Here is a 15,953-nt window from a genome sequence, read left to right on the forward strand (position 1 = left end):
GGAAGTTGGAGAAGAAAAGAATTATAACGGCGGGATTCCGGGAGGAGGATCTGGAGCTGGAGCCGAAGCTGCGGCCGGACCGTCTGGAAAATTACATCGGGCAGGAGGGCATCAAGGAAAACCTGCGGGTATTCATGGAGGCGGCAAAGCAGCGGGGCGAGACGCTGGATCATGTGCTGCTTTACGGCCCGCCGGGACTGGGTAAGACCACCCTGTCCAATATCATCGCCCAGGAAATGGGCGTGCAGATCAAAACCACCTCCGGCCCTGCCATTGAACGGCCGGGAGATATGGCGGCGGTGCTGAACAGTCTGAATGAGGGGGATGTGCTCTTTATTGACGAGATCCACCGTCTGAACCGCATGATCGAAGAGATCCTGTATCCCGCCATGGAGGACTTTGTCATTGATATTATGATCGGGAAAGGGCCGGGGGCCCGTTCTGTGCGGCTGGATCTGCCAAAGTTTACCCTCATCGGGGCGACTACCCGCATAGGACTGCTGACGGCGCCTCTGCGGGACCGCTTTGGCGTGGTCCATCGTCTGGAGCCCTATTCCGTAGAGGATTTGAAAAAAATATTATATCGTTCGGCCCAGGTATTGCAGGTAGAGCTGGAGGAAGAAGGAGCGGAAGAAATCGCCAGACGTTCCAGAGGCACTCCCAGAATCGCCAATCGTCTGCTGCGGCGGGTGCGGGATTTCGCACAGGTGAAGTATGACGGCAGGATTACGGCGGAGGTGGCACGGTTCGCTCTGGATCTGCTGGAAGTGGATAAAATGGGGCTGGACTATATCGACAGAAAAATGCTCATGGCCATGATCGAGAAATTTTCCGGCAGGCCTGTGGGTCTGGATACTCTGGCGGCCTCTATCAATGAGGAGCCGGAGACCATAGAGGATGTATATGAGCCGTATTTGCTGCAGCTGGGGTATATCCAGCGCACACCAAGGGGCAGAGTGGTAACGGCAAGAGGATATGCTCATTTCGGATTGCCCTACCCGGGAGAAGGAAAAGGAGGAACAGCATGAAACTGACATTGGAAGAATTGATTGAGGATGTAAAAAACGAGCTGCTTTGCTACGAGGATGCCGAGGAAACGGCACAGCGCTGGGAAGAGGAGTTCCGGGCCTGGGCCGAGGAACAGCAGGGCAAAAACAAGGACCTGAGCGTGGAAGGCGACCGCGTGATGTTCCGCATCAAGGACGAGGAAGAGGTTTTTGAGATTGCCGATTCCTATATGGATGCCCTGGAAGAAGGCAGTGTAAAAAAATACTGGGAAAAATTCTGACAAAAAAAGGTGTTTCCGCTCCTCAAGGGGAGTGGGAAACACCTTTTTGTTTATTCCGTAATATAGTAAGTAGCCGCCATACGGGCCGCTTCCGTTTCGCCGCAGAAACAGACGATTTCCAGCCGCAGACGGCCTTTTTTCCGCTGCTGCCAGCTTTGGCGCAGGGCGTCTTTGGCCGCTTCGTCCGTACAGCGGCATTCCGCCCGGAAATCCGAAAGAATGGGCGCAAGATAGCGGATCTGGCTGCTCTGGACAACGATTTTCCCCTCCGGGTATTCCTCCCGAAAGTTGGCGTACATCATGGCCCAGCCGCAGACGGTCATAAGGCAGGAAATACTGCCTCCAAAGCCTGTATGCTTATCGTTCCGATTGGGCTCCAGAGGAACGGCCAGAGAGATGAATTCCGTTGTAAAAGAGAGTGTTTGTATCTCCATAGCCTTTGTTAAAGGGATCTCACGGTATAAAAAGTCAGTAAATTCCTGTGGTGTCATGTTTCCTGCTCCTTTTCTTCCTGTATTTTGTGGAGTTCCTCCCAGAAGGCGGCAGCATCCATTTTTTTCAGGTCCCGGTAATAGGGCCGGTCCTTGTAATCATAACGGCAGAGAGAGGCGTATTTGCAGTAAGTACAGGGCGTCTGATCCTTTTTCCGGTAGGGGGAAGGGGTGATGACGCCTTCTTTCATCTGCTCCCCGATCTTTGCCGCCTGCTGGACCACAAAATCCATCAGCAGATAATAATCCTGTTCCTCCGCCACATAGGAAGCGGCGGAAGGAGTGCCCCCCTTATTATATTTCAAGGGGATAATGGAGGAAGCCCCGGACAAAGGCGCGCCGGTCTTGGTGTCAAAAAGAGACAGATCCATGGCGCGGATGACTTCCTCCCGGTTCAAAATCAGACCGGACATCTGCATTTTTTCATACAGCTGATTCTGGATTTCTTCGGCGGTCATTTCTGTGGTGACGGCCAAAGTGGGGTCTGTGACCCGGAAATAGAAAACGCCGCCGGGGCGGTAGGCGAAACCATCGCCGCCCTGGGTCTTTAAAAAGGCGTCCAGATAGATCAGCAGCTGCATCTGTAAGCCATAATAAATATCCTGGAAATGGAAGGTCTTGCTGCCGGATTTATAGTCAATGATCTTTACATACCGTTTTCCGTCAGCGTCCAGCAGGTCCACCCGGTCGATCTTTCCCCGAAGGATGAGGCGGCTGCCGTCAGCCATGGAGATCACAATGGGCGGGAGAGATTCCTTCTGCCCAAAGCCCAGCTCAAAGGCTGTGGGAACGAAAAGGCCGCTTTGAATATGCTGGGCCAGCGTCCAGGCCGCCCGGAAGGAGATCCGTTTCAGCCGGCGGATCAGATACCGGTTGGCGGCGGAATCTAGCAGAATTTCACTGCCCAGCAGAGGAGCAGCCTGTTCCACAGCGGCAAAAACGCGGCGCTGGGTCTCCTCTTTGGTCAGGCTTTGCCAGGAAAGGCCTTCGTCTGCCAGTCCGGCGGCAAAGGTCTCCAGTACGCCGTGGAAGAGAACGCCCAGATCCGGCGTCCGCAGCTGATAAAGTTTCCGTTCCTCCGCTTTCAGGCCATATTCGGCGAAATAGGAGAAGGGACAGGCGGCAAATCGTTCCAGCCTGGAAACGCTGGAAAGGATATTCTTGCCAAAAAGGGATTTTGTGACCTTAGGCGAGAGCTTTTCCTGACGGATGTCGGCGGTCAGGCCTTCCAGCAGCAGGTCTTTTCGTTCCCGCCACTGGGGCGTTTCACAAAAGTAGCTGTAAATATCCTGCCAGAGAGGAGACATACCCTCCTGTTTCGCCAGCTGTTCTCCCAGCCCGTGAAAGCAGGCGGTGGGGGACAGATTTTCCACAGCAAAAGCGTCCGGCTGTTCCGCCCTGAGGGTGGGGTACATCCGCAGAAGACGGTCCGCCAGAGAGGAAGGAAAAAGGGAATTTCCTTCCGTATCGCCGCAGGCATAGGTCAGGTACAATGCTTCGGAGGGCTTGGTCAGTCCGCGGTAAATGAGGAACTGTTCTTCATAAAGCCGTCGTTTCCCGTCGGGAGCCAGCTCCATGCCTTTTTGGGCCAGAGCTTCCCGTTCCGCCTCCGTAAAAATACCCTGGGGGGCGGCGGGAGAAGGCAGGACACCCTCATTGACCCCCAGCACAAAAAGTACACGGATTTCCGGCAGACGGCTTCGTTCCAGATCTCCGGCCACAAGAGTATCGGCGGAAGGGGGAATCATGCCTAAAGTGCTTTGTTCCAGCCCCGCCAGAAGAATCTTTGAAAATTCCTCCAGCGAAACATCTTCCTCCCCCAGAATTTCCACAGCTTTTTCCAGCACTTGCAGAAAGATCTGAAGAATCTGGCGGTGTTCCTCCGCCCGCTGGGGATTGCCCTTTTCCCGTTCCTGTTCCATCCACTGGGAAAGCTGTTCCCGAACAGGAAGCTCCTCCAGCATCAGCCGCAGGCTTTGGGCGAACTCTTTCAGGGGATAGGTCTTTCCCTTCTGAAAACGGAAAAAGTGGGAGAAGGGAGCCAGCACCTTTTCCTTCAGTTGGTTCATGGCGTCGCAGGCCTCCTCCTCGCCCGGAGCAAAGCCCCATTCCCAACGGGCTTTCCGCCATTTGTAGCTTTTGATGCCGTAGGCCAGAACATAATTTTCCAGAAGGTCTGTTTCCTCCTGTGTGATGCCTGTCAGGCCGGATTTCAGATAGGAGAAAATACCCTCATAGCCGAAATCATATCCCAGAGCATCCAGAAGGCCTCGCAGCAGGGCCAGCAGAGGATGGGCGGAAATATCCCGCCTTGTATCAATAAAGCAGGGGATGCCGTATTCCGGCAGGATGCCCCGCAGACTGCTTTCGTAAAGAGGCATGGCGTTGGTGACGATGGCCATATCCCGGTATCGCAGACCCTTTTCCCGCACCAGGCGGTTGATCTGGGCGGCGGCATACTGTACCTCCTCACTGCGGGTAGGGCAGGCGCAAAGATGGATGCCCTCATGATCCGGTGATTTTCTGCCGGAAACAAAGAAATAATTTTCCTCCAGAAAGCGAAGAGAGTCTGTTTTCGCCCGGAAATTCTGTCTGAAAAACAGGGGGCGTTCCAGAATGGTATGTGTCTCTTCCGCCAAAGAAATGAGGCTTTTTTTCGTGCGCCACGGCTCATAAAAGGCGGCATGAGGGGGCAGGAAGGGGACATAATAGACTCGTTCCGGCAAGGGCAGGGTAATGGTGACCCGTTTCGCCAGCCGCAGAAGCTGGGCGATGACATGGTATTCCTGAGGGGTAAAGCCATAGAACCCATCCAGCCAGACCTCTGTATCCGCCCAGGGCTGGGACTGTTCCAGTGTCTGGGAAAGTAGTGTCAGGGTTTCATCGCCGGAAAGGTAGTCCCGGTGTAGGAACTCCTGATAGGATTGGAAGATATGGGCCAGATCATGGAGCTTTCCGCGGGCAGGCAGGGAAAGTTCTTCGTCCTCCGCCATCTGGGCCAGCAGTTCCGGGGTGACGCCATAGCGGAAAAACTCCGTAATGGTCATGCCAAGCTGCTGCGCAAAGCCCTGTTTGTCCGTCATATGGCGGAAATAAGTCATTTCTTCCCGGAGGGAAAGCAGTACCTTTACCAGTGCCATTTGTTTTCCGGTATCGCCTAAAAGCACACGGCTGCCGCCGTTTTTGGAAAGAATCTGATAGGCCAGACGGCCGAAACTGAGGACTTCCGCCGTCAGGATGCCGCGGCGTTTGGTCATGGCGGTCAGATCCCGTTCTGCCTGGGAGGTGAACTGCTCCGGCACAATATAAAGCTGGCGGCCCGTATGGGCGGCCTGAGCGCGGATGATTTCTTCCATACAGTATTTTGTTTTTCCTGTGCCGGCGGCGCCGGCCAGAATCCGCAGGGGCATAGCCACTCCTCCTTTCTCATTATGTTTATGATACAAAAGGCGGCGTCTTTTTGCAAGAGGAAGGCCCAAGGCATAAAAAAAAGGAAAAAGGCATAAGGTATGGTAACGATAGTTTTCGGAAGGAGAAGGAAGGGTGCGTCATACAAAATTTGTGGTGGTAAAAATGAGAGAACTGCTGAAAACGGCGGTGTTCGCCGTGCTGGGCGTGGTGATTCTGGCGGGGCTGATTACATTTTTCCTGCGGATGGGCAGCGGCGAGGAAAGCGCCGGACTTTACCGGGACGGCAGCTATGAGGCAGCTCTGGAGACGGGAAGTGTGGACGCTGTGGTCTGCGTCCAGATCGAGAAGGGCAAGGTGAAAGATGTGACCTTAAAAGAAACGTCGGAGGCCCTGACGGTGATGTATCCGCTGGTGGAAACGGCAGTGGAGGAAGTCCGGCAGGAGGTAAAAGGAAAAGCGCCGGACCTGGAAGATACAGCCCAGTGGGATACATATTCCCAGCAGACGGTATGGGAGGCTGTGGCGCAGTGTCTTTCGGAGGCCAGAACAAAATAGCGGGGGAAGAAGGATGGTGGAAACACCATCTTTTTCTAATGGGAAAAAGACGGCAGAGGGGAAAAATGACGAAAAATGTTGATGAACGGGGGAAAATCCCGTATAATAATAAGTTGATAAACAGACAGAATATCCCTTTGGGGAAGAAACAGGGAGCAGGAGAATGATACAGATCAATCCCAGAGAGATCGCGGCGGAGGCCATGGTGCAGATCATGGCGGAGGGGGCCTATAATAATGGCGCTCTGCGCAGGCTTTTGCGTCAGAACGGGGCCATGTCCAGACAGGATCGAGCCTTTGTGACGGAGGTCGTCAACGGAACGCTGCGCAATCTTTACTATGTAGACTATATTTTGAATACCATTTCCAAGGTACGGACGGAAAAAATGAAGCCGTGGATTCTGGCGGTGCTGCGGACGGCCCTTTACCAGATGTATTTCATGCATACCCCTGACGCGGCGGCCTGCAACGAGGCCGTAAAGCTGGCTGGAGAGCGGGGATACGCCAAGCTGGGTGGCTTTGTCAACGGCGTACTGCGTTCCGCCGGGCGGCAGAAGGGGCAGATTGCTCTGCCGGAAAAGGGAACGGCGGAATATCTGCATGTGTACTATTCCCATCCCCTTTGGCTGGTGAAAATGTGGATGGCTTATTACGGTTATAAATTTACGGAAGCATTGTGCCGGGCCGACAATAAGGCGCCGGATGTGACCATTCGGGTCAATACCTTGAAAACAGACAGAGAAGGCCTGAAAAAAGCGCTGGAGGAAAGGGGCGTTCAGGTGACGTTGGGAAAAATGCCCCATGCCCTGCATTTAAGCGGTACGGCGGATCTGGGACGGATGGATCTGTTTCTGGAGGGCATGTTCCACGTGCAGGACGAAAGCTCTCAGGCGGCTGCCGCTTTGCTGGCACCGAAAAAAGGGGAGCGTGTGCTGGATCTTTGTGCCGCACCCGGTGGAAAGAGCTTTACCATGGCCCAGGATATGGAAAATGACGGCCTGATTGTGGCGAGAGATATTTATGAGCATAAGATCGAATTGATCCGGCAGGGGGCTCAGCGTCTGGGCATCGAAAACATTACGGCCCAGCAGAGGGATGCCGCCCTGTGGGACGAGGACAGCGCGGCGGCTTTTGACCGTGTGCTGGTGGATGCGCCCTGCTCCGGGCTGGGACTGCTGCGGAAAAAACCGGATATCCGGCTGAAAAAAGACGGACAGGAGATTGACCAGCTCATTGGGATACAGCGGCAGATTCTGGATACGGCGGCGGGATATGTAAAGCCCGGCGGCGTTATGGTATACAGTACCTGCACTTTGAGCAGGAAAGAAAACGAGAAAAATGTGCAGTGGTTTTTGGAGAAACATCCGGAGTTTTCCGGTGAGGTGGCAGCGCCTTTTCTGCCGGAAAGCATGACGACGGAGAAGGACAGCTGTATGGTGACGCTGTTTCCTCAGATACAGGGGACAGACGGGTTCTTTATGGCCCGGCTGGTAAAGAAAGGATCGTGAAGCATGGAGAAACAGGATATCAAGTCCATGACGCTGGGGGAACTGCAGGCGCTCATGGCACAGATGGGAGAGGCAAAGTTCCGTGCAAAGCAGATCTTTGGCTGGCTCCATGAAAAACAGGTCTCCTCTTTTTCTGAGATGACCAATCTTTCTCAGGCATTGCGGACAAAGCTGGAGGCGGAGACGAAGATCGGCGGCGTGACCATGGTGGAGCGGCTTCTTTCCAGAGAGGATGGCACCAGAAAGTATCTGTTTGCCCTGGAAAACGGCTCTGTCATCGAAAGCGTGCTGATGCAGTATGATTATGGCAATACGGTCTGTGTTTCCACCCAGGCGGGCTGCCGTATGGGCTGCCGGTTCTGTGCCTCTACGCTGGACGGGGTGGAACGAAGTCTGACGGCATCGGAAATGCTTTCTCAGGTTTATGAGATACAGAAGGATCTGGGACGGCGGATCTCAGGCGTTGTGCTCATGGGCAGCGGAGAGCCTTTGGATAATTATGAAAACGTTTTGCGTTTTCTCCGTCTGTTAAACGATCCTTCGGGGCAGAATATGGGACAGAGACATATGACGTTGTCTACCTGCGGACTCATTGACAAAATTTATGATCTGGCGGAGGAAAATTTGCAGATTACGCTGGCGGTTTCCCTTCACGCGCCCAATGACGAGATCCGGCGGCAGATCATGCCGGTGGCAAAGGCCAATCCCATGGACCGGCTGCTAAAGGCCTGTGTGGATTACGCCAACCATACCAAACGGCGGATTACCTTTGAATACGCTTTGATTCAGGGAGTTAATGACAGTGACGCCTGTGCCAGAGAATTGGGGGCAAAGCTCCATGGTACGCTCTGCCATGTGAATCTGATTCCCATGAATCCGGTAAAGGAACGGGATTTTACCAAAAGCTCGGCGGCGCAGGTACAGCGTTTCGCCCAGCTGGTACAGCAAAGCGGTGTGGAAACCACCATCCGCAGGAGACTGGGCAGCGATATTGATGCAGCCTGTGGTCAGCTGCGGCGGAAATATATGCAGAAATAAGAATCTGTTTTCATAGGGCTTTGGAGAGAAGCAGGAGGTGGAGAAAATGAAGGCAGTCGGGATCACCGACATCGGCAGGTGTCGGAAAAATAACGAAGACGCTTATTATGTGGCGGAAGAAGGCGCACCTATGGAGCATCTGTATCTTGTGGCAGACGGCATGGGCGGCTGTAACGCGGGAGAAGTAGCCAGCAGCGGCGCCATCCGGGCATTTTTGCGATATGTGGAAGAACATCGGGAAGAAGGTATGGAGATCCCTGATTTGATCGCCGGCGGATTTCAGGCGGCCAATCAGGATGTGTTCCGGCAATCTAATTCCGCCAGTGAGTTTGCGGAAATGGGAACGACCATGGTGGCGGCAGTCATCAAAGAGGACAGAGTGTATATCGCTTATGTGGGAGACAGCCGGGCCTACCTGATGCGCCAGGGAAGTCTGGAGGCGGTGACCACAGACCATTCCTACGTAATGGAACTGGTAAAAATGGGTACGATTACAAAAGAGGAAGCGGCAAAACATCCCAAACGCAATATCATTACCCGTGCCGTGGGCATTAAGGATACGGTGGAGATCGACACCGTGCTGGAGGATGTGCAGGCGGGAGATATGCTCCTGCTGTGTACGGACGGCCTTTCCGGCATGCTGCGGGACGAGGAGATGGAGGCTGTGCTGCGGGCGGAACTGCCTTTGGAGAAAAAGGCGCAGAAGCTGGTGGCGCTGGCCAATGAACACGGCGGGTATGACAATATATCCCTGGTTTTGATCGAGATATAGGAGGGAGAAAATTAAATGTTATTGAATCCTGGTTCTGTCCTTGGCGGCAGATATGAAATTATAGAAAAGATCGGCTCCGGCGGCATGGCGGTGGTTTATCGCGGGAAGGATAAAAAACTGGACCGTTTCGTCACCATCAAGGTGCTGCGGGAGGAATACATCGGGGATGAGGAATTTATTGAGCGGTTCCAGTCGGAAGCCTGTTCCGCCGCCAGACTGTCTCATCCCAATATCGTCAGAGTGTATGATGTTGGCGAAGACGGGGACATCAATTTTATTGTAATGGAGTATATCCATGGAGATACGCTGAAAACAGCCATTCGCAAGAAGGCGCCCTTTGATTCCCGTTCTACCATCAATGTGGCCATTCAGATTGCTTCGGCGCTGTCTCAGGCTCATAAGGCCCATATCGTACATAGAGACATCAAGCCCCAGAATATTCTGGTGGGCACCGATGGCGTGGTAAAGGTAACGGATTTCGGTATTGCCAGAGCGGCCCGCGCTACCACCATGACCACAACGGCCAACGCGGCTGGCTCTGTGCATTATTTTTCTCCGGAACAGGCCAGAGGCGGCTATGTGGATGAAAAGAGCGATATTTACTCTCTGGGCATTACCATGTTTGAAATGATTACCGGGGTGCTTCCGTTCCAGGGAAATAACTCCGTTGCCATCGCGTTAAAGCATATCAACGAGGAGCTGCCGGATATCCGTCAGTACAATCCCAACTGCTACGCTTCTTTGGAAGGCATTATCAAAAAGGCGACCATGAAAAAGGCTGATGAAAGATACGCCAACATTGATCTGATGCTGGCGGACCTGATCCGGGCCAGAACAGATACATCCGCCTTTGTTCAGTCCGAGGAAAAGCCCTCGGCGGCGGAAGAAGCCGTAAAGGCGGCGGCGCCTGCGGCAGGTATCCGTATGTCCAAACGGGCGGAGGCGGCCATGGAACTGCGGGCGGCCCAGGAAAAAATGGAAGCGGAACGGGCGGAAAACGCCAGAAAAGCCAAAGAAGAACTGCCTGCGGAGGAAGAGGCTACCAGAAAAACCGATGCCAGAGAGCTGGAATATATCCGGGGCAAACGGACGGAGGCGGAAGAGCCTGCCGCCGTTAAGGAGCCTCTGGTCAGCTTTGAGAAATACGGCAAAAAGCTGAAGATTTCCAAAGACGACAATTACGAAGGGGAATATATGGCGGCAGAAGAAGTCAAGGCTAGCAAGCGTCCGGAGAAAAAGCGGCGCAACCCCAGAAAAGAAGAGGATTATGACAACGAGAGAGACCGCAAGGCGGAACGGAAGGTCATTGCCGCCGCCATTGTGACTGCTATTGTCATTATTGCCATCATCAGCGCCGTGGGCCTGCGGGCACTGGGCGGCATCGGCGGCATTGGCGCCGGAGAAAAGAATATCGAGACACCGGTATTTATTGGTATGACCTATGAGGAAGCCGTTACAGAGGCGGAACGCCTGGGCATCACACTGGTGAAGGAAGGCGAGGAATACAGCAGCTATTACGATGCCGGATTGGTTACATGGCAGTCTGTCAACGACGGAACCATGGTGGCGAAAAACGCCAAGGTAGGCGTAAAAGTCAGTCTGGGACTGAGCAGTGAGGAAATGCCGGACGTAGTGGGCAAGGACGAACAGAAGGCCAGAGAGGCTATTATCTCCCTGATAGGTACCGCGCCCATTATCGAATATGAAGAAAATGAGGATGTAAAGCCCAATACGGTTATTTCTCAGAATCCGGATGAGGGCGAGAAGATCGACGCCCATACCAGAATCACGCTGGTGGTAAGCAAAGGCGGCGAAGGTGATGATGTGATCGTGCCCAATGTACAGGGTTCCACCGAGGATCAGGCCAGACGGGAACTGGAAGCTGTGGGCCTGACAGTGGGCAATGTTTCCAGAATTGAGAGCAGCACGGTGGCGGAAGGTCTGGTCATTACCCAGACATTGACACCGAATACAGAGGTTGCCAGCGGCAGTGTTGTAAATCTGGTAGTTAGCAGCGGCGCGCCCGCCTCCAGCGAGCCTTCCGGCAGCGGAAGCGGCAGTGGCAGCGGCAGCGGTACGACAGAAGCCACCAGCAGCACGAAATACTATACATTGGAAGCGCCTGCCGGCGCCGGAGATGTGGTTCAGGTGCGTGTTGTGAAAACAGACATGGACGGAACTTCCGTTGTAGAGGAAGGCGCGAAGAACCTTTCCGACTTCCCTTACAGTATTGCGGTTATGGGCAGAGGCAGCGGCACGGTGACCTATTACGCGGACGGCGTACAGCAGTGGTCCGTAGCTGTTGAGTTTTAAATCATTGGAATCAGGTGAATGAATGACACATAAAGGCGTAATTTTAAAGGGCATCGGCGGTTTTTACTACGTGGATACGGAAAACGGCGTTTACGAGTGCAGAGCCAGAGGCATTTTCCGCAAGGAGGGCATCCGTCCTACCGTTGGAGATGATGTAGAAATTTCGGTGCTGGATGAAAAAAATAAAAAAGGCAGTCTGGATGTGATTTTTCCCAGAAGGAACGAGCTGATCCGTCCCAGAGTAGCCAATGTGGATCAGGCGGTCATTGTGTTTGCCGCCAAAAGTCCCAATATGAATCTGGATCTTCTGGATCGTTTTCTGGTGCTGGCGGAGGAGCAGGAGCTGGAGATCGTTCTGGTCATCAATAAGATCGACCGGGATAAGCAGGGACGATATGAGGAGGCGGCGGTGCTGTACCGGGCCGCCGGCTATCCTGTGGTTTGTACCAGTGCGGAAAAGGGAATCGGCATAGAAGAACTGCGGGAAGTTTTAAAAAATAAGATTTCTGTATTTGCCGGGCCATCCGGGGTAGGAAAAAGCAGTCTCATCAACAGCGCTTTTCCCGGATTGTCCCTGAATACAGGAGAAATCAGCGAGAAGATACAAAGAGGGCGCCATACCACCCGCCATGCGGAGCTGATTCAGGTGTCGGAGCAGAGTTATATTGTAGACTCTCCGGGATTTACCTCGTTGTTTCTGAACCACATTCCGGCGGAAAAATTGCAGTATTATTTCCGGGAGTTCGCGCCTTATGTGCATGAATGCTATTATAACGGATGTATGCATATCAACGAGCCCGACTGCGCCGTAAAGGAGCAGATCGGCAAAGCCATAGACAGCCGCCGGTATGAGCGGTACAAAACACTGTTTGAGGAACTGGAGAATGAAAGGAGAATGTAATATGTCGATCTGTCTTTCCCCTTCTATGCTTTCCATTGATTTTACGAAAGCAGGAGAACAGCTTGCCATTGTGGAAGGCGCAGGCGTGCCTTATCTCCATCTGGATGTGATGGACGGGGTATTTGTACCCAATATTTCTTTCGGTATCCCTGTGATCCAGGGCATCCGCAAGGCCAGCCATATGGTATTTGATACCCATTTGATGATTGTGGAGCCGGAACGGTATGTGGAGCAGTTCCGCAAGGCCGGGGCGGATATTATCAATTTCCACGTAGAGGCCACAAAGGACCCGGCAGGCTGCATCGCTAAGATTAAGGCCACGGGCGCAAAGGCAGCCATTACCATTAAGCCCAAAACACCGGTAGAGGAAATCAAGCCCTATCTGGCGGATGTGGATATGGTGCTGGTGATGACGGTGGAACCCGGTTTTGGCGGTCAGAAATTTATGGCCGATCAGGTGCCTAAGATTGCGCAGCTGGCGGCATGGAAGAAAGAACTGGGTCTGTCTTACGATATTGAGGTAGACGGTGGTATTACATTGGATAATGTACGGCAGGTATTGGACGCCGGGGCCAATGTCATCGTAGCTGGCTCCGCGGTCTTTGGCAAAGAGGATATCGCGGCGGCGGCCAAGGGATTTTTGGATATTTTTCAGGAGTATGAGGCGAGATGAAGGCGGTACTGTTTGGCGGTGCGGCCATAGAGGATTACAGATTCTGCCTGCCCTACTTAGCGGAGGCGGATGAGATCATCTGCTGTGACGGTGGGATGCACCACGCAAAAGCATTAGGAATACAGCCGGACCATATTGTCGGAGATTTTGATTCTGTTTTGCCGGAAGTATTGGAAGAGTATCGGGAAGCAGGCATTTCTATCCGGCAGTTCCCTACCCATAAGGACGAGACAGATATGCAACTGGGATTACAGCTGGCTCTGGAGCTGGGGGCGGATACGGTGGTCATGCTGGGCGGCATTGGCAGCCGTCTGGATCATACACTGGCCAACGCCCATTTGCTGCTTTGGCTTTTGAAAAAGGGGGTTCATGGCATCCTGGCAAATGAAAAAAACCGGGTGGAGCTGACAGACGGAGAACTGACGCTCCATGGAAAGGCGGGGGATCTGGTGTCTCTTCTGCCCTTGAGCATGGAAGTAAAAGGGGTAACGCTGGAGGGAATGGAATATCCTCTGACAGACTATGATCTGGCGGTGGATGATGAACTGATCGCCGTCAGCAACGTAATGCTGGGGGAAGAAGCGAAGGTGCGGATCAAAAGCGGATATCTTTATGTAATGCAGACCAGAGATTGATGAGAAAACGGACAGCCCTTAAAAACAATTCCAATGAAAATTGAATTGCCGGAATCTTTGTAACAATGAGGATTCCGGCAATATTTGTTTTCTTATGGAGATATTCCGAAGAAAAGGTACGTTTTTCGTATGGAAGGAGCCGGATAGCACAAACGGCCGGAAAAAGGCATACCATAAAACAAGGAGGTGGGCCCATGGGAAAAGGATGCAGAACGGACTGGAAAAAGCGCAGCTGCGGCATCATACTTATGGCAGTGGGCCTTGGGATGCTGCTGGCGTTTCTATTTCCTGGCTGCGCGTTTTTGACTGCCGCGGCGCTGTTGTGCGGCGGTGCATGGCTGATTTATCTCAGCTGAAAAAACCCCTTTCCGAAGGGCATTGGCCCATGGGAAAGGGGTTTTCTTTGGTTCAGCCGGGAAAAATGTGTTTCGCCGGAGGATTAGTTATCCTTTTCCGCCATCATTTTTTCCTGGGCTTCGATCATTTTTTTGACCATATAGCCGCCAACATAACCGTTCTGCGCGGATGTCAGATCGCCGTTGTAGCCTTTTTTCAGAGGTACGCCGATCTCGTTGGCCACTTCATATTTAAACTGTTCCATCGCGGCCTTCGCTTCGGGTACATTGACCTTGTTGCCTGTTGTAGAATTGCTGCTCATGTTCATTACCTCCTTGAAATCTTGCTGTTGTTTGGTGTTGCAGTCTTAGTATGGCACGGTGAATTTGAAATATGACAGGAACTTAATTCCACAAAAACTGGCAGATTCTGTTTGAAAAATCAACTGACGGTCTGAAAAAGGCATTTGCGGGCAGAATAAAAAGAAGAAATGGAGAGAAAAGTACACCTTGACAGAGGAAAAAAGGAGCTCTATCATGGAAAGAAGAAAAAGGAGGAAGGAACCATGAGAATATTAGATGGACTTGGCACGGACAACGTGTTTTATTTTTTTGAAGAGATTACGCGAATTCCCCACGGCAGCGGAAACGAAGGCCCTCTGGCGGCGTATCTGATGGCGTTTGCTCAGGAGCGGGGGTTGGAGTGCCGCAAAGATAACGCCGGAAATGTGGTTATCAAAAAGCCGGGGACGGCAGGATATGAAAAGTCTCCTGCGGTGATTTTGCAGGGGCATATGGATATGGTCTGTGAAAAACTGGCAGGAGTGGAACATGATTTTACAACAGAGCCTTTGCAGCTGGAGATTGACGGCGATTTGATCCGCGCTAAGGGCACTACACTGGGCGCGGACAACGGTATTGCCGTGGCCTATATGCTGGCGGCGCTGGATGCCGGAGATATGGCGCATCCGCCGCTGGAGGCAGTATTTACCACAGGCGAGGAAACCGGCATGGAAGGCGCCAAGGGACTGGACTGTTCTGATTTAAAGGGAAAATATCTTATCAATATGGATACGGAAGAGGAAGGGAAATTTCTCATCAGCTGCTGCGGCGGCAGACGGGAGCAGATTGTGCTGCCGGTGGAATATGTGGAGAAAAAAGAAGGACAGCAGGCCTATCTTTTGACCATAAAGGGATTAAAAGGCGGACATTCCGGCAGCGATATCCATTTGAACCGGGCCAGCGCCAACAAACTGCTGGGGCGGATTCTGCATGGTTTGGCAGAGAATGTTTCTTATGATCTGGTTCGTGTGGATGGCGGCAATATGGATAATGCCATCTGTCGGGAGGCGGAAGCGGTGCTGATGGTGACAGAAGCGGAGGCGAAAAAAGCCGCGGCGGCTGTGGCGGAAGCGGAAAAAATGCTGAAAGAGGAATACCGCCGTTCCGATGGGGATATGATAGTGACATGGGAAAGTCTGCGGGAGCAGGTATCCCATATGATGACGGAGGATACCAAACAGAAGGTCATTTCCATACTGATGCTGCTGCCATTTGGGGTAGAGAGCATGAGCATGGAGGTGGAAGGACTGGTGGAAAGCTCCAGTAACCCCGGTATTCTGAAGACGGAAGGGAACGCCGTTTATTTTGACAATGCGGTCAGAAGTTCCGTTGCCTCTAAAAAAGAGCTGATCTGTCAGCAGATTCATACGCTGGCGAAGCTTTGCGGTGGGAAATGTGAAAGCAGAGCTGATTATCCCGGCTGGATGTATCAGGAGGATTCCAGACTGCTGACTGTGCTGGAGGAGGCATACCGCCGTACCGCGGGCAAGGAGCCGGAACGTGTGGCCATCCATGCCGGCGTGGAATGTGGTTTATTCGCGGAGAAGATGCCCTGGCTGGATATGGTATCTCTGGGACCGGAAATGTATGACGTCCATACGCCGGATGAGCGGTTGTCCATTTCTTCCGTAAAACGGACGTGGGAACTGTTGAAGGCTACATTGGCGGAATTAAAATAAAACATAGGGAGGT

General features: G+C 52.8%; 15 protein-coding genes. 12 read left to right on the forward strand and 3 right to left on the reverse strand.

The features are described 5' to 3' along the window. The first annotated feature begins 5 nt into the window (after nt 1-5). Together ruvB and H9X84_RS10980 are read left to right on the forward strand one after the other, a co-directional pair. The gene (gene ruvB / locus H9X84_RS10975) at nt 6-1,028 is read left to right on the forward strand and encodes a Holliday junction branch migration DNA helicase RuvB (protein ID WP_205134355.1); all 1,023 of its coding nucleotides are present in this window, start codon (nt 6-8) and stop codon (nt 1,026-1,028) included. Next, a complete protein-coding gene (locus H9X84_RS10980; protein WP_205134356.1) occupies nt 1,025-1,288 on the forward strand; it encodes a hypothetical protein in 264 nt (87 codons plus the stop codon). The genes ruvB and H9X84_RS10980 overlap by 4 nt, the downstream gene beginning before the upstream one ends. A 50-nt stretch (nt 1,289-1,338) precedes the next feature. On the opposite strand, the gene H9X84_RS10985 is transcribed toward H9X84_RS10980, so the two are convergent. Together H9X84_RS10985 and addB are read right to left on the reverse strand one after the other, a co-directional pair. Next, a complete protein-coding gene (locus tag H9X84_RS10985; protein ID WP_205134357.1) occupies nt 1,339-1,779 on the reverse strand; it encodes a YiiD C-terminal domain-containing protein in 441 nt (146 codons plus the stop codon). After that, nucleotides 1,776-5,189, reverse strand: a complete 3,414-nt coding sequence (gene addB / locus H9X84_RS10990) for a helicase-exonuclease AddAB subunit AddB (protein WP_205134358.1) — start codon at nt 5,187-5,189, stop codon at nt 1,776-1,778. The genes H9X84_RS10985 and addB overlap by 4 nt, the downstream gene beginning before the upstream one ends. A gap of 133 nt (nt 5,190-5,322) precedes the next feature. On the opposite strand from addB, the gene H9X84_RS10995 reads away from it, so the two are divergent. The 9 genes from H9X84_RS10995 to H9X84_RS11035 all read left to right on the forward strand — a co-directional run bounded on the left by H9X84_RS10995 (nt 5,323) and on the right by H9X84_RS11035 (nt 13,940). After that, a complete protein-coding gene (locus H9X84_RS10995; RefSeq protein WP_205134359.1) occupies nt 5,323-5,745 on the forward strand; it encodes a hypothetical protein in 423 nt (140 codons plus the stop codon). 163 nt (nt 5,746-5,908) lie between these two features. Further along, nucleotides 5,909-7,252, forward strand: coding sequence for a 16S rRNA (cytosine(967)-C(5))-methyltransferase RsmB (rsmB, locus tag H9X84_RS11000; protein ID WP_205134360.1), 1,344 nt, complete (start codon nt 5,909-5,911; stop codon nt 7,250-7,252). Between the two features lie 3 nt (nt 7,253-7,255). Beyond that, entirely contained in the window at nt 7,256-8,290 is a 1,035-nt protein-coding gene (rlmN, locus tag H9X84_RS11005; RefSeq protein WP_205134361.1) for a 23S rRNA (adenine(2503)-C(2))-methyltransferase RlmN, read from the forward strand. Nucleotides 8,291-8,336: 46 nt separating this feature from the next. Continuing rightward, nucleotides 8,337-9,062 carry a Stp1/IreP family PP2C-type Ser/Thr phosphatase gene (locus H9X84_RS11010; protein ID WP_205134362.1) on the forward strand — a complete coding sequence of 242 codons (726 nt, stop codon included), beginning with the start codon at nt 8,337-8,339 and terminating at the stop codon, nt 9,060-9,062. Between the two features lie 15 nt (nt 9,063-9,077). Further along, entirely contained in the window at nt 9,078-11,375 is a 2,298-nt protein-coding gene (locus tag H9X84_RS11015) for a protein kinase domain-containing protein (RefSeq protein WP_205134363.1), read from the forward strand. Nucleotides 11,376-11,397: 22 nt separating this feature from the next. After that, on the forward strand, nt 11,398-12,276 hold the full coding sequence (gene rsgA, locus H9X84_RS11020; protein WP_205134364.1) for a ribosome small subunit-dependent GTPase A: 879 nt from the start codon (nt 11,398-11,400) through the stop codon (nt 12,274-12,276). Between the two features lies 1 nt (nt 12,277). Next, nucleotides 12,278-12,949, forward strand: a complete 672-nt coding sequence (gene rpe / locus H9X84_RS11025) for a ribulose-phosphate 3-epimerase (RefSeq protein ID WP_205134365.1) — start codon at nt 12,278-12,280, stop codon at nt 12,947-12,949. Next, entirely contained in the window at nt 12,946-13,584 is a 639-nt protein-coding gene (locus H9X84_RS11030; RefSeq protein WP_205134366.1) for a thiamine diphosphokinase, read from the forward strand. The genes rpe and H9X84_RS11030 overlap by 4 nt, the downstream gene beginning before the upstream one ends. A gap of 194 nt (nt 13,585-13,778) precedes the next feature. Beyond that, nucleotides 13,779-13,940, forward strand: a complete 162-nt coding sequence (locus tag H9X84_RS11035) for a hypothetical protein (RefSeq protein ID WP_205134367.1) — start codon at nt 13,779-13,781, stop codon at nt 13,938-13,940. Nucleotides 13,941-14,023: 83 nt separating this feature from the next. On the opposite strand, the gene H9X84_RS11040 is transcribed toward H9X84_RS11035, so the two are convergent. Further along, entirely contained in the window at nt 14,024-14,242 is a 219-nt protein-coding gene (locus tag H9X84_RS11040) for an alpha/beta-type small acid-soluble spore protein (RefSeq protein WP_205134368.1), read from the reverse strand. 243 nt (nt 14,243-14,485) lie between these two features. On the opposite strand from H9X84_RS11040, the gene H9X84_RS11045 reads away from it, so the two are divergent. Beyond that, nucleotides 14,486-15,940: an aminoacyl-histidine dipeptidase gene (locus H9X84_RS11045; RefSeq protein WP_205134369.1), complete on the forward strand. Its 1,455-nt coding sequence runs from the start codon at nt 14,486-14,488 to the stop codon at nt 15,938-15,940. Nucleotides 15,941-15,953: the final 13 nt, after the last annotated feature.

The organism is Anaerotignum lactatifermentans (genome assembly GCF_016902535.1).
Classification (GTDB): domain Bacteria; phylum Bacillota; class Clostridia; order Lachnospirales; family Anaerotignaceae; genus Anaerotignum; species Anaerotignum lactatifermentans_A.